This is a genomic window from Massilia varians (assembly GCF_027923905.1).
GTDB classification, from domain to species: Bacteria; Pseudomonadota; Gammaproteobacteria; order Burkholderiales; family Burkholderiaceae_D; genus Telluria; species Telluria varians_B.
The window spans coordinates 2118382-2141349 of the sequence record NZ_AP026966.1 but is presented as its reverse complement, the minus strand read 5'-3'; the positions used below and the strand labels follow the sequence as shown (position 1 = coordinate 2141349).

Sequence of the window (22968 nt, the reverse complement as noted above, 5' to 3'; positions counted from 1 at the left end):
TAGCTCAACTATGCCTCGCCGCGCCGGTCTTGCTCTGTACGGACGCGCACGCAGCTAGCGCCACTGCCCGTAGACGACGCCATGCCCGAAGGGGTCCTCGAACACCGGCTGCGGCTCGGCCACCCAGTCGCGCGGATCGACGCGGAAGTACTTGAGGAATTCCTCGTACAGGTCCGGGTGACGCACGCACAGTTCCCACGGCTGCTCGAAAAAGCTTTCGGTCGCCACCGCGAAGAACTCGGCCGGGCTGCTGGCGCCGTAATGGTCGAGCACGCCGCGCTGGCCCCACATCGCATCGCGCCGCAAGGCCGCATAGTTGCGCGACAGAACCTCCGACCAGCTGCGATAGCGCTCGGTACTGCCCAGGTAGGGCGCGCCATTGGTGCTGCCCGATTCGCTGTCGAGCTGGTGGGCGAATTCGTGCAGGACGACATTGTGGAGGTCCGGCGGCCCGTCGGCCGCACCCGCGCCGGCGCGGCGCACATGGTCCCAGGACAGGATCACGCGGCCGTCGCCCCAGGACTCGCCCAGCAGGTCCTGGCGCTGCTCGGTGACGACGCCGGCGGCATCGACCTCGCGGCGCGGCACCAGGAAGGCGCCGGGATAGACCAGCACCGCGTGCAGCGACGGGTACAGGTTGGCCGGGCTGGCCTCGCCCATCCGTCCCAGCACCAGCATGCAAGCCTGGGCCGCAATGGTCACGCGCATCTCGTCCGTCACCTCGAGGCCAGCGCAGCCGACGAAGGCCTTCTCGTGCAGGAACTGCTGGACCAGGCGCTGCAGGCGCCGCTGCTGATCCGCGTCCATGCGGGCATACTGGGCCAGGTTACGCTCCAGGATGGCGAGCAGGTCCGGCGCCAGCGGGCGCGCCAGGGCGCGGCGCAGGCGCAGCTTCGGCAGCAGCCATGCCGCCAGCAGTCCGGCCCCGATGAGGCCGGCGATGATGCCTTCCATCTCAGGCTTCCCGTGAAGATGCGACCCAGGCCAGCACCTCGTCGGCGCCGCCGATCAGCCTGCCGCCCACGAATACCTGCGGCCAGGTGAGACGGCCGGTCAGGCCGCGCAGCACGCTCGTCGTGATTTTCTGGTCTTCCGAAATATCGGTGAATACGATGTCATTCTCGCGCAAGGCGGCCTTGGCGCGCGCACAATGCGGGCAGCCGGGACGCGAGAACATCACCACCGGCTCGGGAATCTTCGCATTCGGGTTGATGTAGCTCAGCATTGTATCGGCGTCCGACACCTCGAACGGGTCGCCTTCGCGCTCCGGCTCGATGAAGATTTTGTCGATTATGCCGTCCTTGACCAGCATTGCGTAGCGCCAGGAACGCATGCCGAACCCCAGGTCGCGCTTGTCGACCAGCATGCCCATGCCCTCGGTGAAGTCGCCGTTGCCGTCCGGGATCAGGGTAATGTTGCCGGCATCCTGCCCGGTCTTCCACTGGTTCATCACGAAGGCGTCGTTGACGGCGATGCAGACGATGTCGTCGACGCCGTTCTCGCGCAGGGTCGGCGCCAGCTCGTTGTAGCGCGGCAGGTGGGTCGAGGAACAGGTGGGCGTGAAGGCGCCGGGCAGGGAGAACACGACCACGGTTTTGCCCTTGAACAGCTCGTCCGTGCTGACGTCCTGCCATTGGTCATTGGGGCGCGCCTTGAAGTTCACGCGCGGGACCGGCCTGCCCTGCAGGGACTCCGGAGTCGGTAAAGTGCTTGGCATCGGTCTTCCTTTCCTGATGGCGGCAGTCGTGGCCGCGTTGGGAGGGAGGTAAGGCTTATTGACCGGATTTCAACACACGCACATCAAAAATTGTTCACTTGAAAAACAAAAAGCCGCGCGGCGCGCGGCTTGAATGACGACAGCGATCGTCTGGAGCGGCGGCAGCCGCGGGTCTCCACCGCGGCCGGCCGGGAGCGCTTATTTAAGCGCGTTACTTGGCGGTCTGGCTCGGAGCCGGACCGAACAGGGCTGCCACCAGCGGATCGCGGGTGACCGGGCTGCGGTTCACGCGGATCGCGTAATGGGTGTCGTCCGCCAGGATGTGGAAGTGGCGGCCGCTGCCGGCCATGTTCTGCTCGCGCAGGCCCGGACGCTCCTTGCGCGGGGCGGCGCCTTCGCGCTTCGGCTGGCAGATCGCGGCCAGGAAGGCCTTCACGCGCTCCTGGTCCGGGCAGATCTGGTACACGGCCTTGCCCAGATAGGTGGCGGTGCCCTCGATGTAGCGTGCCAGCTCGATGACGCCGGCTTCGCGCAGGTCACGGATGTACTTGCGTGCGCCCGACGGCGAGAATTTCAGGAACCATGCGATTTCGTCGGCCAGCATTTCATGGGTCGACAGTTCGTTGATCAGTTTCTGCATGTTTTCGATCCGGCGCTGGGTGGCCGAGGTCGAACGGACGCGTTCGATGGGCGCCAGGGAGATCGGCGCGCGCTCGGTCGGTTGCGGGGGAACGCGTTCGATCAGCGCAGAATTGCTGGAAGTGTGCACTGCGCCGATGTCGCCTTGCACCGCGTTGTGATGGGTCGTTGCATGCATATTGGTGAGCTCCGTTGAGAGAGTGAGACTGTGTGGTCCGGGTCGCTGTGTGTCGTATGACACCCTGACAACACCTCGGTTCCGCTTAACTGGGCTCAAGATTGCCTGCGTCAGACATCCCGGTCTGTGCGCCATCCAACATTCAGAACCATTCCTGCAAGCATTTTTGATAAGGCCGCTTGCCAGAAGCTGCCGGTCGTGCTTGTTTCCTGCGATAAAAAATTACGCACCAAAATGGTGCGACAGCAAGGCTCTGTAGCATTTTTACCACTGTTGTAAAATTGCACAGATCATCGCCGCTGGGTGCGGTACCGCACCGAGATTGCGGAACTTGCACTGTTAATCTTTATCCAACATCTGTGTCAAGGCATGCGATGTCAACAACCCTTCACCTTATGGGAGTCACCTGTGAATAATACGAAGAAGATCGCCCTGGCCGCCGCCCTCCTGTGCGCGACCGGCAGCTCCATGGCCCAAGAAGTCATCAATCCGTCGTGGTACATCCAGCCGAGCGCGGTCCTGGCCAAGCCGGACAAGCGCATGGGCGTGGCGGACCGTGACTGGGGTGGCGGGTTGAAGTTCGGTAAGGCCGTAAACGAGATGTGGGACATCCAGTTCGGCGGCAGCCACGTGCGTTTCGAGGACGGACCGGCGCGCTACCGCCAGACACTGCTGGGCGCGGACGCGCTGCTGATGTTCTCGCGCAAGGAACTGCGTCCCTTCGTGCTGCTCGGCCTGGGCGTCGAACGCGACAAAGTGGAGAACCCGCTGCGCAACGTCCACAAGACTTCGCCTTACCTGACCGCAGGCCTTGGCTTCCAGGCATCGCTCACGCCGCAATGGTCGATGCAGTTCGACGTGCGCGCCGTGCGCGGCTTCCTGCGCGACCACGAGCAGTTCGGAGTGCGCCGCATCAACAACAAGTACATGACCATCGGCCTGAACTACGCCTTCAACCCGCCGCTTGCACCGCCGGCGCCGCCGCCTGCACCGGCTCCGGTGGTGGAAGCCCCGGCCCCGGCACCGGCACCGGTCGCTCCGCCGCCGCCGCCGCCGCGCTTCGAGAAGGTCACCCTCGAAGCCACCAAGCTGTTCGAGTTCGACAAGTACGACCTGATCATGCCGTCGCCGAAGCTGGACGAAATCGCCGCCGCCCTGCAGGCCGATCCGAGCGTCACCGACGTCGACATCACCGGCTACACCGACCGCCTGGGCTCGGAAAAATACAACCTGAAGCTGTCCGAGCGCCGCGCCAATACCGTGCGCGACTACCTGATCAGCAAGGGCGTGGACGGTAACCGCCTGAAAGCCTACGGCAAGGGCGAAGCCAACCCGCTGGTTCAGTGCAACCAGCGCAAGCGCAAGGAACTGATCGATTGCCTGGAGCCGAACCGCCGCGTCGAGGTCGAGCAGATCACCGTCGAGAAGCGCGTTCAGTAACAAGCGGCAGCGCCTGCCCGGCCGCGCCTTCCGTCCCGCACGGCAGGACGGCCCGGCATGAGCGCCACCGTTCGATTCGAGGGGGCTGCGGCCCCCTTTTCAATTTGGAGGAGTCATGGCTATCAAAAAATGGCTGCCGTATTCGCGTGAGCTGGTCCACGTGATGCGCTGCGCGGTAATGGAATGGCTCGATCATCGCGCCTCGAGCAAGGGCGCGGCGCTGGCCTTCTATACCCTGTTCTCGCTGGCGCCGGTGCTGGTGCTGGTCATCGCCGTCGCCGGCCTCTTCTACGGCACCGAAGCCGCCCAGGGCCAGCTCCTGGACCAGTTGCGCGGTCTGGTCGGACCGCAGGGGGCGGAGACGATCCAGGCCATCCTGGCCGGGGCGCAGAACAAGGAAAGCGGGCGCTTTGCGACCATCGTCGCCACCGTGCTGCTGCTGGTCGGCGCGACCACCGTGTTTTCCGAGCTGAAGGACAGCCTGGACGAGATCTGGGATGTGCCACCGCCGAAGGAATCCGGCGTCTGGAACCTGGTGCGCACCCGGCTGCTCTCCTTCGGCCTGATCCTGGTGCTGGGCTTCCTGCTGATGGTGTCGCTGGTCGTCAGCGCGGCGCTGGCCGTCGTCGAAAAGTATATCGGCGGCATGTGGAAGGAAGCCGCCGTGGTCATGGGCTGGGTCGCCTGGGCCGTCAGCTTCCTGGTCATCGCCACCCTGTTCGGGGTGATCTACAAGCTGCTGCCGCGCGTCAAGCTGTCCTGGCACGACGTCACCATCGGCGCCCTGGGCACGGCTGCGATGTTCACGCTCGGCAAATTCGGCATTGGCCTATATATCGGCAACAGCGGCACCACGGACAGCTTCGGCGCCGCCGGCTCGCTGATCGCCCTGCTGCTGTGGGTGTATTACTCGGCGCAGATCTTCTTCCTGGGCGCCGAGTTCGCGCGCCAGTATGCGCTCAAGATGGGCAGCCTGAAGCACAAGCCGCCGCATGAGACCGGGGACAAGAAAAAGGAAGAGGCGCCGGAACCGACGGTCGTCTGGAAGAACGGGCGCGCGGGGTAATCCGCGCTGTAGGCGGCGGTATTGGGCGCGCTACGTGGTGCGCGCTGTTGGTTGGCGCTGCGGGTCCGCACACTGTGGTTCTAGCCGGGCGGCGGGGCGCCCGAGCGTCATACGCGCTGTTGGTTGGCGCTGTTGGTCCGCACACTGTGGTTCTAGCCGGGCGGCGGGGCGCCCGAGCGTAATGCGCGCTGTTGGTTGGCGCTGTTGGTCCGCACACTGTGGTTCTAGCCGGGCGGCGGGGCGCCCGAGCGTAATGCGCGCTGTTGATCGGCGCTGCGGGTCCGCACACTGTGGCTCTAGCCGGGCGGCGGGGCGCCCGAGCGTAATTCGCGCTGTTGGTCGGCGCTGTTGGTCCGCACACTGTGGTTCTAGCCCGGCGGCGGGGCGCCCGAGCGTAATTCGCGCTGTTGGTCGGCGCTGTTGGTCCGCACATTGTGGTTCTAGCCGGGCGGCGGGCGCCCGAGCGTAATTCGCGCTGTTGGTCGGCGCTGTTGGTCCGCACACTGCGGTTTTAGCCGGGCGGCGGGGCGCCCGAGCGTAATTCGCGCTGTTGGTCGGCGCTGTTGGTCCGCACATTGTGGTTCTAGCCGGGCGGCGGGCGCCCGAGCGTAATTCGCGCTGTTGGTCGGCGCTGTTGGTCCGCACATTGTGGTTCTAGCCGGGCGGCGGGCGCCCGAGCGTAATTCGCGCTGTTGGTCGGCGCTGTTGGTCCGCACACTGTGGTTCTAGCCGGGCGGCGGGGCGCCCGAGCGTAATTTGGTCCACTGGACCAAATTACTCCCCCAGCAGTTCCGCCAGCGCTTCCATGCCCTCGACCCGCTCGGCCACCACCTTCAGCACCACCACCACCGGCACGCCGAGCAGCAGGCCCCACATCCCCCACAGCCAGCCCCAGAACAGCAGGCTCACGAACACGGCCGCCGGGTTCATCTTGGCGATCTTGCCGGTCATCCAGGTCGTCACGACCATGCCGACCAGGGTCGCGATGCCCAGCGAGGCACCCGCCACCAGGATCACCATGCGCAGCGATTCGAACTGGAAGAAGGCCACTGCGCCGGTCGCGATGGTGATCAGGAGCGGCCCGAAATACGGAATCACGTGGGCGACGCCGGCAAAGGCCGCCCAGGCGCCGGCATTCTCGAGCCCGATCGCGCGCAGCGCCGCCCAGGTCAGCAGCGCCAGCAGCACGTTGGTCACCAGGAGCATGAACATGTACATCTGGATGGCATTGTTCATGTCGTCCAGGATGTGGACGGTCACTTTTTTGCGCGTCAGCGAAGGCCCGGTAAGCTTGACCAGCTTGCGCTTGAAGGTGTCGCCCGCGAGCAGCAGGAAGAACACCAGGAACACCACCATGGTCGCCTGCGACAGGAAGGTGGCCAGGCCGATCGAGCCGGCCAGCACCCAGTCCATCACCCGAATGCCGCCGCCCGCCGCGGGCACGGGCGGGACCGACTGGGTGCGCTTCTGGATCGCGCGGCGCTCGTCGCCGCCGGTGGCGCTGGAGGCGGCGCGCTCGATCTCGGCCGCTGCCGCCTGCACCTGCTGGATGGTCGAGCGCTGGCCGGTGCTGTTGGTCAGTATTTTGGTGACCTTGGTCGTCAGGGTCGGCAGCTCGTCGATGATGTTGAAGAATTCGCCCTGCAGCCGGTACAGGGTGCCGCCCAGGGCGCCCATGATGAGCGCGGTGACCAGGGTGGCGCCGATGACGCGCTTGACGTGCCAGCGTTCGAGCCAGCGCACGACCGGATTGAGGGTGTAGGCGATGAAGATGCCGAGCAGGAGCGGCACGAAGAATTTTTGCGCCCACTGGAGCGCGAACAGGCTGGCGATGGTGGCGATGATGCCCAGCGAGAGCCCGCGGGCATTGACGTGGATCGGCAACCGCAGGCCGCCCACGTTCGTCGTGAGCTCGTCGCCTGCAGGGCCGGGCTCGGCGCCTGGTCCCGAAGAAGCGGGAGCCGGCGCCGCCGGGGCGGCATTGTCGGGTGCGTTTGCAGCTGGTTCGACAGGTTCGGATGGTGCGAGCTGCATGGATCGTGCCTTGACAATGGAGCCGGGCCGCCCCGGCGCTGGGGATTACTTGACGCGGATGTCGTTCTTTACGGAGGTTACACCTTTGACGCCGCGCGCGATTTCCACGGCGCGCTGTGCGTCGCCCGGCTCGGCCACGAAGCCCGACAGCTGGACGTCGCCCTTGTAGGTTTCGACGTTCACTTCGGTCGCCTTGACGGTCGGGTCGGCGGCGAAGGCGGCCTTGACCTTGGTGGTGATCATGGCGTCGTCGACGTACTCGCCCGCGGTTTTCGCGGTCGGGTTCGAGGTGCAACCCACGGCGGTGATGGCGACGGCGGCAGTGAAGGCGGCGGTGACGAGGCGTTGTGCAATTTTCATGATAGCTCCTTGATTAATAACTACGGTGGTCTAACTACATGCAAAGCCCATGCGGGCAAGTGGGCGGTACCGGCACGCCGGCCCGCAGGATCATTTTCCGAACGCGGTCTTGGCAGCGGTGACGCACTGGTCCTTGACGGCGCCGGCGTAGGCGTCGCATTTCTGCATCGCGACACGGTATTCGGCGGCAAGCTTGTCCTCGCGCGCATCCTGGCGCGCTTCGATGGCCTTGCGGTCGGCCTTGGCATCGGCCTGCGCAGCGATCAGGGTGGCCTTGGCCTGCTCCATGCACACGTCGCGGTCGTTGCCGGTGACGGCGGCGCAGCGCACCTTGTCGCGGTCGTAATTGGCGGACGCGATGCGCAGGCGGGCCTTGGTGTAGGCCGACAGGGTGTTCTTGTAGGCGGCCCCGGCTTCTTCCTCGACACGCACGCGTTCGGCCTTGGCCTCGGCCATGCACAGCTCATGCGGGTTGCCGGCAATCTGGCCGCAGCGCGCACGCGCCGATTTGTAGTTCGCTTCGGCCGTGGCCTTGGCTTGTTCGAAGACCGTCCTCGCGTCCGGCATGGCTTGCGCCCTTGCCGAACCAGCCCAGGCGAGCGCGGCGCCAACGAGCAGGAATGCATGGGATGTTTTCATTTTTTATTCTCCATTTGTCAACACGCTAATGACGTTTTACACGTGGACTGCCGCGTTTTCTGTTCGCTGCCGAACACAGCAACTTACCAGCAACAACTCATCCGTATTTGGCTCAACATTTCAGTTAAATACATGGGGCAAGGACGGTTAGGCAACGCACAGACCCCTTGCGCGGCCGTGGCTAAGCTGGAGCCATACACTTATCAGGAGAACAACATGAAAGCAACCCGTACTCTTGCTGTTGCCGTGCTGGCTTCCACCGCCCTCCTTACCGGCTGCGCCAGTACCTCGTCGAACCCGTACGCGTCGAACAACGGCTACAACAGCGGCTACAACAACGTTTCGATGGGCTATGGCACGATCGAGTCGATCCAGGTGGTCCAGGGCGAGAACCGCACCAGCGGCGCCGGCGCGATCCTGGGCGGCGTGGTCGGCGCGCTGGCCGGCAACCAGGTCGGCAGCGGCAGCGGCCGGACCGCGGCGACCGTTGCCGGCGGCGTCGCCGGCGCGGCGATCGGCAACAATGTCGAGCGCAACCGCCAGGCCGGCGGCGGCACCGAGATGTATCAGATCAATGTGCGCATGGATAACGGCGAGTACCGCGCCGTGAACCAGGACAGCGTCTACGACCTGCGCGTGGGCAACCGCGTGCGCATCGTCGACGGCCGTGTCTATCGCTACTGACCGGCACCGGCGCTCAGGCAGCTGAGCGCCACGGGCGCTTGCAAGTCGGGGGAAGCGGCGGACCGCCGTCTTCTCCACTGCGCATGCCTGCAAGGGCATCGCCCGACCGCAACGACGGGGCGCCGGTCCCCGTGCTGGCCGTGCTGTTCACCGGCCCGGCGCGCCCTTCCTTTGCGCTGCGGCAGGCCTCGCCGCGGCACTTCTTCCGTCCATGGAGGACATCATGCGTATCCTATCGACCGCGTTGCGCGGGGCCTGTGCCTGCCTGCTCGGCGCCGCCCTGCTCGCCCACGCCCAGACTCCCACCCAAGCCCGGACCAGCAACGACAGCCTGGTCGATCCCGCCGCCGCCAGCAAGCAGGCGCGCGAAATCGCCCAGGGCGATCCGGCACGCTGGTACCGCGAAGACGCGACCAGCCAGGCCCGCATGCGCACACTGCAGAAGGAAATCGGCGCGGCACTGCAGGAAGCGCGGAATGCCTGCAAGAAGGCACCGGCCGCCGAACGCAATGCCTGCATGCAGGAAGCGCGCGTGATCTACCAGCGCGACATGGCGCAGGCCAAGGCGCGGGTGGATGGGCAGACTCCCTGAGTCGTGTCCGCAGCGCTGATCTGAACCTAGGGTGTACCGGCGCGGCGCAGCCGGCTTTGCCCTGCGCGCGTTCAGCTCCGGCATGAGGTCCTGAGGCGTTTCTGAACTCATCCTTAGTGGCGAAAAAAAAGGTTCATCGCGTTTTGCCGGGAAACGCATCCTTGATTTTCAGGAAGAAGTAGGATGCATCCCGAAATCCGTAGGCCATGCGCTTGATGACTTTGATGCGGTTGTTGACGCCTTCCAGGATCGATGAGTTCATCGGATAGATGGCCGAAGCCAGAATGCCGCGCCGGTACTTGGCCAGCCGTTTGGCAAACTGGATCAGCGGTGTGATATGGCTTTCCAAGGCGAGTTTGAGCCAAGCCTTCCATCGACGAGCACCTTCCCGGACCGATGGCGCATACCAGATCTCTTTCAGTTCGGTCTTGAGCAGGTAGACCGTTGCCAGCGGCTGATTGGCGGCGAGCAGTTCTTCAAGCTTGACGGCCTGTTCGGCCTTGAGGTTGTCGCGGTTGCGTAGTAACAGCCAGCGGCTACGCTTGATGACCTGGCGCGCTTTTGGTTCGGCCCGTAACGTATTGGCTTGATCGACGCGCACCCGGTCGACGACTTCGCGGCCGAAGCGGGCCACGACATGAAACAAATCGTAGACCACCTCCGCGTTTGGACATTGCTGACGCACTTCAAGGTCCATGGCCGTGTTCATATCCATGGCCACCGCCTCGATTCGCTGGCAGCCTTGCTCGCCCAGCAGCTCAAAGAATGGCCGGATCGCTTCCCGGCTGTTGCCTTCCCCAACCCACAAGACGCGCATACGCTCGGCATCCATGGCCACGGTAGCGTAGCGATGGCCCTTGTGCAGGGCAAATTCGTCCATGACCAAGCGGCGTACGCCCACCGCCGAGAAGTCGCCGTGCAGCTGCTTTAGTCGCCGATGATCAATCTCTTTGATGGTATGCCAGTGCAGCCCGGTCAACCGGGCTATATGGGCTATGGGCAGCAACTGCGCCAGCGCCTCGACCCACAGACGCACGCGGTGCGTGATGCGCGCCCGGCGGTCGAGCCAAACAATGTGCTCGGCCACTCGTGCATTGCAGTGATGGCAGTCCAGCCGCCGTACCGGCACATCGAGCCAGACGCGCTTGTCCAGAACGTCGCGATCGCGCACCTTACGCCTTCGGCGCTCATGCACCAGGGCGCAAGGCTGGTGGCACGCTCCGCACACAGCATCCCTTGCCGGGCAGGTATCGAGAACGATTAACAGTGATCCGTCTTCTTGTTCTTGGACGGTGTCGACAATATGGCCTTCCCAAAACGGGACAGACGACATAGCATTGAGCATGGCGGTGGTTTGATAGACTGATTTGTTTGGCGACTATCAATCTACCAACATCAGGCCACCGCCACCACCTCCCGATTAGATCGTCAACCCCGTCTTCCCCCATTCCCCGCGAAGAACCAAAAAAAACGGCGTGCAATCAATGATTGCGACGCCGCTCAAGCCCCACCATATTGGTTCGGTTTGACTTTTTGCCGTGTCAGCTTACGCCTTGATGCTGGACACGGCGCTTGTTCATGTACCAGCCCACCACACCCAGCAGGATGGCGGCGGCGCCGGCGGGCTTGCCCAGCTTGCGCTGGCGGATGAAGTTGAACAGCGCCAGGCCGTAAGGCATCAGCACCGACACGCTGGTGCCGGTCGGCTTCAGCAGGGCGTCGGCGCGTGCGCGCAGGGCCCAGGTGGCGTGATCGATCGTGCTGTGCAGCATCACTTCGGGGCGCGCCGCGTAACGGATCTGCGCCCGCGCGTGCGCCACGTTACTGCGGAAGAACTCGCCCTCGCGCAGCAGCTCCTGTTTACGCGCCACCGGATCCAGGCTGTGCTTGTGGCCGGCCAGTCCGGTCGTTCCATCTTGATTGTGCATGTTTCCCCTCCTTCGTGTCGCCGCTTAGAGCAGCATGTCGCGGTCGTTCTTCAGTTCCTTCATGGTTGCCGGGAAGGAGAGCTTGTCCTGCTTGAGCAGGGCCAGGCCCTTCGCCACCAGGACGCCGGTGATGACCAGGAACACGACGAACAGGATCAGCAGGATCTTCCAGCCCATGTCGTCCCATGCCAGCGCGACGATGGTCGCGGTGCCGTAGGCGATGGCGAACCAGATCGCCAGGATGGCCGCGCCGAACAGGGCCACGAGTTCGATCAGGTGGTTGCGCACCTCGGACAGCTCGAGCGCGGCCAGTTCCACGCGCGATACCACCAGGCCAAACAAGCTCTTCATGAGGCTGGAGATCCCGCCCATGAGGCCGGGGGTATGCACGACGGTGTCGTCTTTTTGCATGGCGGTCCCCGGTTGCGCTTACTGCTTACGGCTCAGGAGGACGCCGAGCAGCACGCCGATACCGGCGGCAACCGCGAGCGTACGATATGGGTTGTCCTTCACGTAGACATCGGCGTCGTGGGCCAGTTCCCTGCCTCTTTCCATCGCCTGGCCCTGGTAGTGGCTGGCGCGGCCCAGTGCGCGGTCGAGCAACTCCATGCCGCGGCTGCGCAGTTCGTCCGCCTTGTCGCCCGTCAGGGCGGCGGCGGCGCTCAGCATCGACTGGGCGTCGCGCACCAGTGCCTTCATGTCCGACGATGCGTCGGCGGCATTGCTGTCGAACTGGTAGCCGTGGGCGTGGGATTTCAGGTTACTGCGGGTGGTGTCAAGCATGGTGTGCTCCATTGTTATCGATGGGTGAATGTGTAAAGCCGGCTCAGGCCAGCAGGTCGCGCATGTCGTCGGCATGCTCCTCTTCGACGGCCATGATGTCGGTGAGCATCTTGGTCGTCGTCGGATCGCGGTCGCCGATCGCCTGGATCATCTGGCGATAGGATTCAATGGCCACGCGCTCGGCGATCAGATCGGCGCGGATCATCGCCTGCACGTCGTCGGAATCGTCGTACTCGGCGTGGCTGCGCGCGGTCAGCGTGGCCGGATTGAAGTTCGGCGATCCGTTGAGCTGCACGATGCGCTCGGCGATGCGGTCGGCATGGTCCTGCTCTTGCTGGGCGTGCTCGAGGAACTCGGCCTTGATGTGGCCGGTGTTCGGGCCGCTCACGGTGTAGTAGTGGCGCTTGTAGCGCAGCACGCACAGCAGTTCGGTGGCCAGCGCGTCGTTCAGCATCGCGATGACCGCCTCGCGGTCGGCCTGGTAGCCCTCGGTGACGGCGCCGTCGTCGAGGTTGGCCGCCGCGCGGCGGATCGCCCCGACGTCGAAGCCATGCGCCAGGTGTTTCGTTTCTTCCATAGTGTTACCTCGTGAAACCGGTTGCAATTAACAGCTCAACGCCCCGCGGTGCGTGGCGGGATTCCAGCATTCTCGTTCGACAGCACGATCTCGACCCGGCGGTTGAGCTGGCGGTTGGACGCCGTGTCGTTCGGGGCCACCGGGAAGGCCTCGCCATAGGCACGCATGGCGATGCGGTCGCGCGGCACACCCATCGAGCCCAGCGCCGAGGCCACGGCTTCGGCACGGCGCTGCGACAGCTCCTGGTTGTACGAGGAGCTGCCGGTACTATCCGTAAACCCTTCGACCAGCACGGTACGGTTCGGGTTCTGCGCCATGACGTCGGCCAGTTTGCGCAAGGTCGACATGCCGTTCGGCGTCAGGGTCGACTGGTTGGTGGCGAACAGCACGTCGCCGATCGTCACGACATAGCCGCGCTCGGTCTTGACGGCATGCAGTTCGACCAGCATGGCTTCCAGTACCGCTGCGCGCTGGGCCAGCGCGGCGTTCTGCTGCTGGGCGGCGGCGGCCTGCTGCTGGGCAGCCTGGGCCTGGGCCTGGGCTTGCGCGGCCTGGGCCTGGGCGGCCTCGGCTTCGCGCTTGGCGCGGTCGGCCTCCGCGGTGCGGGCCGCCAGGCGGACCTGGTCGCGTTCGCGCGATGCGTTGGCGATGTCGGCTTCCGCCGCCTTTGCCCTGGCAACTTCCACCGCGGTGGCGACGCGCTGCTTGGCCACGTAGGCCAGGCGGTCGACGTCGGCCACCGCTTCGCGGCGCGCGGCCGCGGCGTTGGCCTGGTCGAGCGCGTCGCTGGCCTGCTTGAATTCGAGCGGCGCATACTGCGCGACCTGCGGGTTGTTGTTGGCGGAGACGAAATCGGCGCGCGCCTGGTCCAGCGTCGGCGTGGTCATCGGGGCGGTGGCGCAGGCCGTGACCAGCACGGCGGCGGCCAGCAGCGACATCGTGGAACGGGTTTTCATGGCTTGTCCTTTTTTCCTGGGCGCCGCGCTGGCGCGGCGGTCAATGAAGGGAACTTCTTCTTATTCCGGGTGGCTTACTGCGTCGAGGTCGTAGCCGACGGCGCATTGGCGCGCTCGACTTCCTCGCGCAGCACGCGCAGGTCGGCATCGAGGGCGTTGGCGGCCGCGGTGGCCTTGGCCGAATTGGCCTTGCTCTGCGCCAGCTTGGCATCGGCCTGGGCCTGGATCGCCAGCTCGCGGGCCAGCTTGTAGTCCTTGGCCGCCAGGGCCGCGTTGGCACGCACCATCTTGTCGCGGGCCGCGGTGATCTCGGCCGGGGCCAGCTCGGCGGCGCCGGCCGACACGGCGTTCTCGACGGCATTGCGCGACACCGCCACGTCGGCGGTCGCAGGCGCTTTCTGCGGGCTGGCGCAACCGGCCAGCACCAGCACGGCGCAGGCAGCCAGTGGCGTCAAGAGACGACGCATCGCATGTTCTTGGTCCATCGCTTTTCTCCTGTTGATGAGGAAATGTCCTTGGTAACGTTATAAACCTGTTATCTCTTGCCTTCGGTTCGCTGGCGCACATTGCCCCGCCGGTCGGGGTTTGCTCAACAGGAGAGCGTTAGGCAGCGCACATTGGGTGGCGAGGCGTTTGCGCTAAGCTGGCCTGCACCTACCTACCACCGAAAGTCCGCCATGGTCGAGACCGACAAGCAGGCGGCGCAGGGCCGTCGTCCGGCGCGCCGCACGAGCAGCAAGATACTGTTGAGCATCCTGGGCATCCTGATCGCCATTCCGGTGATCGCCATCGTGTTCATCCTCACCTTCGACTGGAACCGCGCCCGCCCCTGGATCAATGCCAAGGTCAGCGAGGCCATCGAACGCCCCTTCGAGATCCGCGGCAACCTCGACGTCGAATGGGTGCGGCCCGCCAAGACTATGGCGCCGTCCGAACGCACCTGGCGCGACCACATTCCCTGGCCGCACCTGATCGCCAACGACACCCATGTCGGCAACCCGGCCGACCTGCCGGCGCAGGATTCCGGCAGCGCGCGCCGATTCTCGTTCTCGGTCAATCCCTTCGCCCTGCTGTCGAAGACCATCAACATCCCGCTGCTGCGCTTCGACGGCCCGCGCGTGGACCTGCTGCGCCTGGACGAGCAGCGCAACAACTGGACCTTCAGGCGCAAGGAAGAAAAATCCAAGTGGACGCTCGACCTCGATCGCGTGGTGCTGACCGACGGCATCGTGCACATCAAGGACGCGGTGACGAAGGCCGACGTGACGGCCAAGGTGCGCACGCTCGAGAATGGCGGGCGCTACGGCGTCGGCTGGACCCTCGACGGTACCTATAACGGCGCCAAGGTCAGCGGTGGCGGCAAGGCTGGCGCGGTGCTCTCGCTCAAGCAGCAGAGCACGCCCTACCCGGTTCAGCCCAGATGCGCTCGGGCAAGACGCGGATCGCGCTCGAGGGCACGGTGACGCGCCCGGCGAAACTGGCGGCCATCGACCTGAAGCTGGAACTGGCCGGCCCCAGCATGGACCAGCTGTATCACTTCACCGGCGTGGTCCTGCCCACCACCGGTCCGTTCTCGACATCGGGGCGCCTGACCGGCACCCTGGGCGAGGAACGCGAGGGCAAGCGCACCGCGCGCTGGGTGTACGAGGACTTCGAGGGCAAGGTCGGGGACTCGGACATCGGCGGGCGCCTGGAATACGCCACCGGCGGGGCACGGCCCAAGCTGTCGGGCAATGTCCGCTCGCGCCAGCTGGTGTTCGCCGACCTGGCGCCGCTGATCGGCGCCGACTCCAACGCCGCCAAGAAGGAGCGCAATGCCGACGCGGTGCAGCCGGGCGGCAAGGTACTGCCGGTCGAGGAATTCAAGACCGAACGCTGGAACAAGCTCGACGCCGACGTGCGCTTCGCCGCCGACCGCATCGTCCGCGACACCGCCTTCCCGATCAGCAAGCTGTCGACCCATTTAAAGATGGACAATGCGGTGCTCGACCTCGAGCCGCTGGAATTCGCCATGGCCGGGGGTACCGTGCGCTCGAACATCCGCCTCGACGGCCGCGGGCGCCAGGGACCGAAGGCGATCAAGGCCCAGGCCAAGGTCACGGCCCGGAAAATCGAGATCAAGAAGCTGTTCCCGAAGATCGAGCAGCTGCAGGCCTCGGTGGGCAGCATCAGCGGCGACGCCAGTCTCACCGCCCAGGGCAATTCCGTGTCCAGCCTGCTGGCCGGTTCGAACGGCGAACTCAAGACCCTGATCAGCCAGGGCCAGGTCAGCAAGATGATGCTGGAGATGATGGGCCTGAACGTGGCCAACATCGTCATCACCAAGCTGTTCGGCGACAAGCAGGTGCAGCTCAACTGCATGGCCACCGATTTCGGCGTCACCAACGGCCTGGCACGCACGCGCTACTTCGTGGTCGACACCAAGGAAGCGCTGATCAACATCGAGGGCAGCATCAACCTGGCCAACGAGCAGCTGGACTTGCGCATCGATCCGAAGACCAAGGGCCTGCGCCTGATCTCCTTACGCTCGCCCTTCTACGTGCGCGGTCCGTTCAGCCAGCCGGATGTGTCGGTGGATAAGGGTGTGTTGGCAATGAAGGCCGGTAGCGCCATCGCGCTGGCGGCCATCGCGGCGCCGGCAGCGGCCCTGCTCCCGCTCATCAATACCGGCCCGGGCGAGGACAGCGACTGCGCCCGCCTGCTGTCGGACGCGCGCGAGAAGCCGAAGGCGCCGCCGCCGGGCAAGACCCAGCTCCGCTGAAACATTTTTTACATGGCACTGTGTGTTGTCGAACAGATCAGTACAGACGCAAAACGGTATCTTGCTCACATGGACTCGACGAACACTGCCGCATGAAGCGATTTGGTATCACGACCGCCCTGGCGGTCATGCTGACCCTGGGCCAGGTCGCGGGATGCGCGACCTCGGGCGGCGGTGGACCGGTGGCGCAGTACGTGGACGACGCCACCATCACCGCCGGTGTCAAGGCCGCCATCGTCCGTGAACCGACGCTGAGCGTCTTCGACATCGAGGTCGAGACCGTGCAAGGCGTTGTACAGCTGAGCGGATTCGTCAGCTCGGCGGACAGTGTGGCGGCCGCGGCATCGGTTGCCCGGACCGTAAAGGGCGTGAAGTCGGTCAAGAATGACCTGCGCTTGAAATAACCCACCGTAAAGGAGATCAACATGAAAACCATCAAACAACTGGCAGTGACCGCAACCCTGGCAACCGCAGCCCTGGGCCTGACCGGCTGCGCCGGCATGTCGCAGCAGGACAAGAACACCGCGATCGGCGCCGGCGCCGGCGCCGTGATCGGTGGCGCCCTGACCGGCGGCAGCGCAGTCGGCACCGTTGGCGGCGCAGCCGTGGGCGGCGTGGTCGGCAACCAGGTTGGCAAGACCAACTGATCGCTGCCTGACGCGATCGGCATAGGGGACGGCCCTGAGGGCCGCTCCCCTGCCACACCACCCGGCATGCGGGTCCGCACCGGGCGGTTCGAGTAGTTGAGGTCAAGACAGGCGGGGTACGCCCAGTCGGTCGAAATAGCCGATAGTCATCACTGTTTTGAGTAGCCTATCGCTGTTGTGCCACCAGCGGCGGCTGTTCGCCGCCACGTGCCTTGCTGCCGACGGCCAAGCCCCAAGCTTGAGCAGTTCCCGATACATGGTGCTTCCGCGTTTCCAGTGCTTGAGCTGGATAGCTCGCAGCCTGTGCCGCAACCATTCATCGAGTCCGCGCCAGACCTTTGGGGTTTGCGCCAACTGGAAGTACCCTTTCCAACCCAGCATATAGGAACGAAGTCCCTGCACCACATCCGGCATGCTGCGTCCGCCGGAACGGCAGGTCAGCTCCCGAATACGTTGCTTGAACGCTTGCAGCGGCTTGTCAGCCACCTTGCGTTTGATTTCGCCTCCACGCGCCACCCACAGGCTGTAACCGAGGAACTTGCGGCCGAAGACGCTAGCTACCGCGCTCTTGCCCTCGTTGACCACGAGGTGCAACTTGGCATAGCAGCGCCGCAGCAGCCCCATCACCCGCTCACCCGCCCGCCTGCTGCGCACATACACATTCGCATCGTCGGCGTAGCGTGCAAAGCGATGGCCGCGCCGTTCCAGTTCCTTGTCCACTTCATCGAGCATCACGTTGGCAAGCAGCGGACTCAATGGCCCGCCTTGCGGCGTTCCTTCGCTTCGCTCCTGCACCACGCCATGGTCCATGATGCCGCTGTTCAGATAGGCACGGACCAGCCGGATCACTCGGGCGTCGTCGATGCGTTTCTTCAGGCGATCGATCAGGATGTCATGGTTGACCCGGTCGAAGAATTTCGACAAGTCCACGTCCACCACGATTCTCAACCCGGACTGGACGTATGCCTGAGCGGCTAACACCGCATCCTGCGCACGCCTGCCCGGCCGAAAACCATAGCTGTGCTCACTGAAAGTGGGGTCAAGGATCGGCTGCAGCACCTGTAGCAGTGCTTGCTGGATCAGGCGATCCGTCACCGTCGGAATGCCGAGCTCGCGCTCGCCACCATCGGGCTTCGGAATCGTCACCCGACGTACCGGGCTGGGCCGATACGTCCCTGCAAGCAGTTGTTCACGTATGTGCAGCCACTCGGTCGCCAGTAGACGCGAGGTCTGGTCAATGTCCAGTCCATCCACGCCGGCAGCTCCCTTATTGGCCCGTACACGCTTGAACGCCCGCCGCAAGTTCTCTGTCGTCAGCGCCGTTTGCAGCAGCGCCGACCCTGTGCCTCCGGTTGCATGCCGCGGGCAGAACGCTTCGTCGCTGAAAGCATCGAGCATGGCTTCACCTTGCCCTACGGCTTCCCGCCCCGCGTTAGCGGGCATCTGACGCTGTGCCTTCTGCATCGACATATCGGATTCACTCCTACTCGTTTGGTCCTTCGTCGGCGGAGTCGAGCCTTCCCGGCGCTACCTCCAACTACTATGACCTCTGCTGAGACCCCGCTCCGATTTTTTTTTTCGTCGCCCTTTCAGGCACAAGGCGGGGCGTCCCCAGGTAAGGGCCGCACTCCTTCATCACACAACCGCCGCATCTACGCCACCTCTCCTTGACCACAAGAGCTTCGCGATTCATGGCCCGCTCGCCCTGATCGGCAACGCCTTCTATGCGATTCGTGTTCCTCGGCTCATGATTTACGCTCCACGCTTCCTTCCCACACTCGGTTACCCTCATGCAGTTGCGCTTCACTTCGCTCACTGTGGTCAGCTCGCGACGGGACTTGCACCCGCAGGAGTGCGCCCATGCTGGGCGCACCATGACAAGAAAGCCTGGCGATGCCAGGCTTTTTTCATGGTGCCGGCAGGGTTTACATGACACCGTGGATGGGCTGGGTGCCCGCTTCCCTCACGATCTCGTAGCAGGTGCACGAGGCCGCCGCCAGGCCTTCAGGATCGAGGATCTCGATGTTCCCGCGGCTGTAGTTGATCAGCCCCTGCTGCTGCAGCGCGCTGGCGGCCTTGGTGACGCCGACGCGGCGCACGCCAAGCGCATGCGCGAGGAATTCATGGGTCAAGTGGAATTTGTCCGACTGCAGGCGGTCGCGCGTGACCAGCAGCGAGCGCGCCAGACGCGCCTCGAGTACGTGGAAACGGCTGCAGACGGCGATCTGGATCGCCTGGGCCAACTGCGTGTCGGTGTAACGGTAGAGCACGCGCTGCAGCGAAGGATTGTGCGCCACCTCGGCGCGAAAGCGCGCGCTGTCCATGCGGCTGGCGCTGCCGGCGCGCTGGACGATGGCGCGCACCTGGGTGGTATCGTGGCCGAGGGCCACCGTGGCGCCGACCATGCCTTCGCGTCCCACCAGGCCCACCTCCAGCGTCATGCGGCCTTCGGCCACGCCCATCAGGGAAATCAGGCAGTCATGGGGGAAATAGATGTGGCGCAGCGGCTCGCCAGCCTCGCACAGCACGTCGCCGACCGCGACGGTGACGGGCTCGAGCAGCGGCAGGATCTGCGCCAGTTCCTGCGGCGGCAGCGCGGCCAGCAAGAGGTTGCTGTTGTGTTCGGCAATCGGCGGCGGTGCGGCAAAATTCATGTGTTTCTCGCGTGGGGACAACATCAACCCAACCGTCTGTCGGATACATTTGCAAACAATTTAGGTCAGCGTAACCGTCCCGCTCCGATCTGGTATGTACGGTGACGCACGGAACCGCTTGTTGTTCCTGAGGACAATCTCTCAATGCACAGGCCGCCAGCGCGTCTCGTATCCGGCCTCAACAAGAACTTCTCCGAAAGGAACCAGCATGAACACCTCCCCCAACCCGTCCGCACGCGAACGCATGCATCCGCTGATGATCCTGGCCGCGCTGGCGGTCCTGCTGTTCTGCCTGGTCGGCACCGCGGCGATCCTGGGCTGGATTCCCTCGTCGGTGGGCGGCAACAAGGAGCGCCAGCTGAGCGAAGCCGAGCGCCTGGCGCTGGCCTCGACCCTGCCGCAGGGAGCGCCGCAGCCGGCGCCGGGCGCGGCCGGCAACCTGCCCGGCCAGCAACTCGCGCCGGGCTACGTGCAGGCGCCGAACACCGCCGCGCCGGCCGACTATCCGGTTCAGCCGGCCCAGGCCTATGCGCCAGCGGCGAACTACACGCCGGCACCCGTGGCGGCGGCGCCGGCACCCGCGCGCGTGGTCGAACGCGTGGTCGAGGAGCCGGTCGGCAAGCCGGCCAAGAAAACGGTACAGGTGGCCGCGGCCGACAGCGGCCGCAACTGGTGCTCGAACTGCGGCAACGTCGAGTCGGTCCGCACCATCAAGCAGCGTGCCGAAGGCAGCGGACTGGGCGCCGCCGGTGGCGCCGTCATCGGCGGCCTGCTGGGTAACCAGATCGGCGGCGGCTCCGGCCGCACCATCGCGACCGCCGCGGGCGCCATCGGCGGCGCCGTGGTCGGCAACCAGGTCGAAGGCAATATGAAGGCCAGCACCAGCTACGAAATCCGCGTGCGCCTCGACGACGGCACCCTGCGCACCTTCCGCCAGAGCAGCCCGCCGGCATGGCGCAGCGGCGACCGCGTGCGCATCGTGAAAGGCCGCCTGCGTTCGGTTGCCTGAGCTTCTTTCTCAATGCAATCAAGCCGGGACGGCGCGAGCCTCCCGGCTTTTATTTCATCTAAATAATTTTCTAAAAGCAATGTGCGGCAGCGCACGGACCAATGGATGAGCTAACCCGACAATGACAGGACGCTATCACTGCGTGCGGTGCACATAATAACCATCTCGAAGGGGAAGCATCATGAACAGCATGGCATGGATTGGCATCATCGTCTGGGGAATGATCGTGGCGGCATTTGGCCTCCTGTCGGCGCATCCGCCGGCCGACGCAGCGGCCGGCGGGCTGCAGCCGCAAGACGTGCTGTTCCTGGTAGCAGGCGGCCTGGTTACCTGCCTGATCGGGGTCACCGGGCTGATCGGTTTCATGGGTTGGATCCCGGGCTTGCGCAAGGAAAATGGCCATGCATGATGTTCGCGAAGAACTGATTTCGCAGTAAGTACGCCATCGTACAGAGGCCAGCAGTGGGCAGCGGCATACTGGACTCACGACGCCGAAGCGCGTGATTTTACGGAGGAGCAACATCATGTTGTATACAATTGCCGTTATTCTGATTGTTCTCTGGCTGCTCGGACTGGTGACTTCGTACACCATCGGCGGCTTCATCCATATCCTGTTGGTCGTCGCCGTGATCATGATCCTGGTGCGCCTGATCAGCGGACGAGGTATATAGTTGTTTATTATTGATCAATTTTCGTAAGACCAATCCGCTTCTCAGTCATGCCTGCAGGCTTGCCTCGGCAAGCATGACCGCGAAGCGGATTTTTTGTTAAGGAGAACCACCATGCAAAACAAACTGACTAAATCCGTGATCGCCGCTTCCCTCGTGGCCTTTACCGCGACCGGCTGCGCCGACATGAGCGCGACCCAGCGCGGCACCGCACAGGGCGCCGGCATCGGCGCTGCCCTGGGCGGCATCGTCGGGGCCAGCACCAGCGGCGGCGGCGGCAAGCGCGCCGCGGGCGGCGCGGCGATCGGCGCCGCGGCCGGCGCGGTGATCGGCAATATCTGGTCCAAGCGCATGGAAGCACAGAAACAGGCCATGGAGCAGGCCACCCAGGGCACCGGCGTGCAGGTCAGCCAGACCGCCGACAACCGTCTGAAGCTCGATATCCCGAGCGACGTCTCGTTCGATACCGGCCGTTCCGACATCAAGTCGAACTTCCAGCCGGTGCTCGACCGCTTCGCCTCCACGCTGCAGGAAAACCCGGGCACCACCGTGGTCATCATCGGCCATACCGACAATACCGGCACCGATGCGATCAACCAGCCGCTGTCGGTCGACCGTGCCGCCCGTACCCGCGACTACCTGGCTGCGCGCGGCGTCAACCCGGGCCGCATCACGATCGAAGGCCGCGGCTCGCGCGAGCCGATCGCATCGAACAGCGATGCCTCGAGCCGTGCACGCAACCGCCGCGTCGAGATCTACGTCGCGGAACGCGGCCAGGGCTGATCCACGTCCTGGCGTAAGCGCAAGCTGCAAGTTCTGATCGAACGGTCAGCTTGAACGAAAGCCGCCTGGCGAGAGCCCGGCGGCTTTTTTCATGGCAGCCGCTTACCCACCCGGACGCTGGCGATTCGCCGGCGGCGCTATAGTCGTCCACCAGCGCATCCGGAGCCCTCCATGCAAGACGACGATCCCAATCCCATCCGCATCCTCAAGCAGGAAATCCTGTCCGACGATTACTGCCAGCTCAAGAAAGTCAGCTTCACCCAGCGCCGCCGCGACGGCAGCGTGCAGGAACACACCCGCGAGGTCTACGCGAATGCCGGCGGCACCGCCGTGCTGCTCTACAACCGCGAGCGACGCACCGTCCTGCTCACCCGCCAGTTCCGCATTGGCGCGCATCTGGCCGGCCACGACGGCTCCGTGATCGAAGTCCCGGCCGGCAACCTGGATGACACCGCCCCCGGCGAGCAGGCGCGCGCCGAGCTGTGCGAGGAGACCGGGTTTCGCGGCCGGGCCCTGCGCAAGATGATCGAATTTTTCCCGAATCCCTCGTCGCTGACGGAAACGGTGCACTGCTTCCTGGGCGAATACGGGGAACGCGACCGCCAGGGCCCGGGGGGCGGGAAGGAAGAGGAAGGCGAGGACATCGAAGTCCTCGGGATGGATGTCGACGAGACTTTCAGACAGGTGAAGGCGGGCTGCATCGCCGATGCCAAGACGGTGATCCTGCTGCAATTCCTGCGCGAGGAGTTGCAAGTGCCAAACGACCCGTATTCGGGTGGACGGGGGAAAATAGTCCAGTGGACTGTTTTCCCGCCCACGCGGTCAATTATTGCCAGCACCGCCGCAACATAGC

The 22968-nt window shown here is 64.7% G+C and carries 28 protein-coding genes; 13 read left to right on the top strand and 15 right to left on the bottom strand.

Annotated features, from left to right (window positions below; translation table 11 throughout):
• Nucleotides 1-54: 54 nt before the first annotated feature.
• From MasN3_RS09770 to MasN3_RS09760, 3 genes are all read right to left on the bottom strand, one after another.
• Nucleotides 55-954 carry a zinc-dependent peptidase gene (locus tag MasN3_RS09770; RefSeq protein WP_281913815.1) on the bottom strand — a complete coding sequence of 300 codons (900 nt, stop codon included), beginning with the start codon at nt 952-954 and terminating at the stop codon, nt 55-57.
• A 1-nt stretch (nt 955) separates the two neighbouring features.
• Nucleotides 956-1717, bottom strand: coding sequence for a glutathione peroxidase (locus tag MasN3_RS09765; protein ID WP_281913814.1), 762 nt, complete (start codon nt 1715-1717; stop codon nt 956-958).
• Nucleotides 1718-1928: 211 nt separating this feature from the next.
• The gene (locus MasN3_RS09760; protein ID WP_281913812.1) at nt 1929-2534 is read right to left on the bottom strand and encodes a winged helix-turn-helix domain-containing protein; all 606 of its coding nucleotides are present in this window, start codon (nt 2532-2534) and stop codon (nt 1929-1931) included.
• Nucleotides 2535-2942: 408 nt separating this feature from the next.
• Between MasN3_RS09760 and MasN3_RS09755 the strand changes: the two genes are divergently transcribed.
• Both MasN3_RS09755 and MasN3_RS09750 read left to right on the top strand, forming a co-directional pair.
• Nucleotides 2943-3974: an OmpA family protein gene (locus MasN3_RS09755; RefSeq protein WP_281913811.1), complete on the top strand. Its 1032-nt coding sequence runs from the start codon at nt 2943-2945 to the stop codon at nt 3972-3974.
• Between the two features lie 115 nt (nt 3975-4089).
• Nucleotides 4090-5040, top strand: a complete 951-nt coding sequence (locus MasN3_RS09750) for a YihY/virulence factor BrkB family protein (protein WP_281913810.1) — start codon at nt 4090-4092, stop codon at nt 5038-5040.
• Nucleotides 5041-5814: 774 nt separating this feature from the next.
• On the opposite strand, the gene MasN3_RS09745 is transcribed toward MasN3_RS09750, so the two are convergent.
• From MasN3_RS09745 to MasN3_RS09735, 3 genes are all read right to left on the bottom strand, one after another.
• Nucleotides 5815-7074, bottom strand: a complete 1260-nt coding sequence (locus MasN3_RS09745; RefSeq protein WP_281913809.1) for an AI-2E family transporter — start codon at nt 7072-7074, stop codon at nt 5815-5817.
• Between the two features lie 45 nt (nt 7075-7119).
• Nucleotides 7120-7434, bottom strand: coding sequence for a BON domain-containing protein (locus tag MasN3_RS09740; protein WP_281913807.1), 315 nt, complete (start codon nt 7432-7434; stop codon nt 7120-7122).
• Between the two features lie 90 nt (nt 7435-7524).
• Nucleotides 7525-8073 carry a hypothetical protein gene (locus MasN3_RS09735; RefSeq protein ID WP_281913805.1) on the bottom strand — a complete coding sequence of 183 codons (549 nt, stop codon included), beginning with the start codon at nt 8071-8073 and terminating at the stop codon, nt 7525-7527.
• A gap of 216 nt (nt 8074-8289) precedes the next feature.
• On the opposite strand from MasN3_RS09735, the gene MasN3_RS09730 reads away from it, so the two are divergent.
• Together MasN3_RS09730 and MasN3_RS09725 are read left to right on the top strand one after the other, a co-directional pair.
• Nucleotides 8290-8757, top strand: coding sequence for a glycine zipper 2TM domain-containing protein (locus tag MasN3_RS09730; RefSeq protein WP_281913804.1), 468 nt, complete (start codon nt 8290-8292; stop codon nt 8755-8757).
• A 223-nt stretch (nt 8758-8980) separates the two neighbouring features.
• Nucleotides 8981-9349 carry a hypothetical protein gene (locus tag MasN3_RS09725; protein WP_281913803.1) on the top strand — a complete coding sequence of 123 codons (369 nt, stop codon included), beginning with the start codon at nt 8981-8983 and terminating at the stop codon, nt 9347-9349.
• Nucleotides 9350-9482: 133 nt separating this feature from the next.
• Here MasN3_RS09725 and MasN3_RS09720 read toward each other — a convergent pair whose 3' ends face one another.
• The 7 genes from MasN3_RS09720 to MasN3_RS09690 all read right to left on the bottom strand — a co-directional run bounded on the left by MasN3_RS09720 (nt 9483) and on the right by MasN3_RS09690 (nt 14078).
• Nucleotides 9483-10682: an ISL3 family transposase gene (locus MasN3_RS09720; protein ID WP_370662345.1), complete on the bottom strand. Its 1200-nt coding sequence runs from the start codon at nt 10680-10682 to the stop codon at nt 9483-9485.
• Nucleotides 10683-10890: 208 nt separating this feature from the next.
• Nucleotides 10891-11277 (bottom strand): hypothetical protein, encoded by a 387-nt coding sequence (locus MasN3_RS09715; protein ID WP_281913802.1) that lies wholly within the window; start codon nt 11275-11277, stop codon nt 10891-10893.
• Nucleotides 11278-11301: 24 nt separating this feature from the next.
• Nucleotides 11302-11688 (bottom strand): phage holin family protein, encoded by a 387-nt coding sequence (locus MasN3_RS09710; RefSeq protein WP_281913801.1) that lies wholly within the window; start codon nt 11686-11688, stop codon nt 11302-11304.
• 18 nt (nt 11689-11706) lie between these two features.
• Nucleotides 11707-12060, bottom strand: a complete 354-nt coding sequence (locus MasN3_RS09705; protein ID WP_281913800.1) for a DUF883 family protein — start codon at nt 12058-12060, stop codon at nt 11707-11709.
• A gap of 43 nt (nt 12061-12103) precedes the next feature.
• Nucleotides 12104-12637 carry a ferritin-like domain-containing protein gene (locus MasN3_RS09700; RefSeq protein WP_036216650.1) on the bottom strand — a complete coding sequence of 178 codons (534 nt, stop codon included), beginning with the start codon at nt 12635-12637 and terminating at the stop codon, nt 12104-12106.
• 35 nt (nt 12638-12672) lie between these two features.
• A complete protein-coding gene (locus MasN3_RS09695) occupies nt 12673-13593 on the bottom strand; it encodes an OmpA family protein (RefSeq protein WP_281913799.1) in 921 nt (306 codons plus the stop codon).
• Between the two features lie 74 nt (nt 13594-13667).
• Entirely contained in the window at nt 13668-14078 is a 411-nt protein-coding gene (locus tag MasN3_RS09690) for a DUF4398 domain-containing protein (RefSeq protein WP_281913798.1), read from the bottom strand.
• Nucleotides 14079-14270: 192 nt separating this feature from the next.
• Here MasN3_RS09690 and MasN3_RS25215 point away from each other — a divergent pair, with 192 nt between their 5' ends.
• The 4 genes from MasN3_RS25215 (at nt 14271) to MasN3_RS09675 (ending at nt 17001) form a co-directional block, all read left to right on the top strand.
• Nucleotides 14271-15056 carry an AsmA family protein gene (locus MasN3_RS25215; protein ID WP_307730414.1) on the top strand — a complete coding sequence of 262 codons (786 nt, stop codon included), beginning with the start codon at nt 14271-14273 and terminating at the stop codon, nt 15054-15056.
• Nucleotides 15014-16354, top strand: a complete 1341-nt coding sequence (locus MasN3_RS25210; protein WP_307730413.1) for an AsmA family protein — start codon at nt 15014-15016, stop codon at nt 16352-16354. Before MasN3_RS25215 ends, MasN3_RS25210 begins: the two co-directional genes overlap by 43 nt.
• A gap of 92 nt (nt 16355-16446) precedes the next feature.
• Entirely contained in the window at nt 16447-16758 is a 312-nt protein-coding gene (locus MasN3_RS09680; protein WP_281913797.1) for a BON domain-containing protein, read from the top strand.
• Between the two features lie 21 nt (nt 16759-16779).
• The gene (locus MasN3_RS09675; RefSeq protein ID WP_281913796.1) at nt 16780-17001 is read left to right on the top strand and encodes a glycine zipper 2TM domain-containing protein; all 222 of its coding nucleotides are present in this window, start codon (nt 16780-16782) and stop codon (nt 16999-17001) included.
• Between the two features lie 102 nt (nt 17002-17103).
• On the opposite strand, the gene ltrA is transcribed toward MasN3_RS09675, so the two are convergent.
• Together ltrA and MasN3_RS09665 are read right to left on the bottom strand one after the other, a co-directional pair.
• Nucleotides 17104-18471 carry a group II intron reverse transcriptase/maturase gene (gene ltrA, locus MasN3_RS09670; RefSeq protein WP_281908382.1) on the bottom strand — a complete coding sequence of 456 codons (1368 nt, stop codon included), beginning with the start codon at nt 18469-18471 and terminating at the stop codon, nt 17104-17106.
• A 455-nt stretch (nt 18472-18926) separates the two neighbouring features.
• Nucleotides 18927-19655, bottom strand: a complete 729-nt coding sequence (locus tag MasN3_RS09665; RefSeq protein WP_281913795.1) for a Crp/Fnr family transcriptional regulator — start codon at nt 19653-19655, stop codon at nt 18927-18929.
• 208 nt (nt 19656-19863) lie between these two features.
• On the opposite strand from MasN3_RS09665, the gene MasN3_RS09660 reads away from it, so the two are divergent.
• The 5 genes from MasN3_RS09660 to MasN3_RS09640 all read left to right on the top strand — a co-directional run bounded on the left by MasN3_RS09660 (nt 19864) and on the right by MasN3_RS09640 (nt 22967).
• Nucleotides 19864-20664, top strand: a complete 801-nt coding sequence (locus tag MasN3_RS09660) for a glycine zipper 2TM domain-containing protein (protein ID WP_281913794.1) — start codon at nt 19864-19866, stop codon at nt 20662-20664.
• Between the two features lie 181 nt (nt 20665-20845).
• The gene (locus tag MasN3_RS09655) at nt 20846-21073 is read left to right on the top strand and encodes a hypothetical protein (protein ID WP_281913793.1); all 228 of its coding nucleotides are present in this window, start codon (nt 20846-20848) and stop codon (nt 21071-21073) included.
• A 115-nt stretch (nt 21074-21188) separates the two neighbouring features.
• Entirely contained in the window at nt 21189-21335 is a 147-nt protein-coding gene (locus MasN3_RS09650) for a lmo0937 family membrane protein (RefSeq protein ID WP_020652694.1), read from the top strand.
• A 111-nt stretch (nt 21336-21446) separates the two neighbouring features.
• Nucleotides 21447-22115, top strand: coding sequence for an OmpA family protein (locus MasN3_RS09645; RefSeq protein WP_281913792.1), 669 nt, complete (start codon nt 21447-21449; stop codon nt 22113-22115).
• A 171-nt stretch (nt 22116-22286) separates the two neighbouring features.
• On the top strand, nt 22287-22967 hold the full coding sequence (locus tag MasN3_RS09640) for an NUDIX domain-containing protein (RefSeq protein WP_281913791.1): 681 nt from the start codon (nt 22287-22289) through the stop codon (nt 22965-22967).
• The last annotated feature ends 1 nt before the right edge of the window (nt 22968 follow it).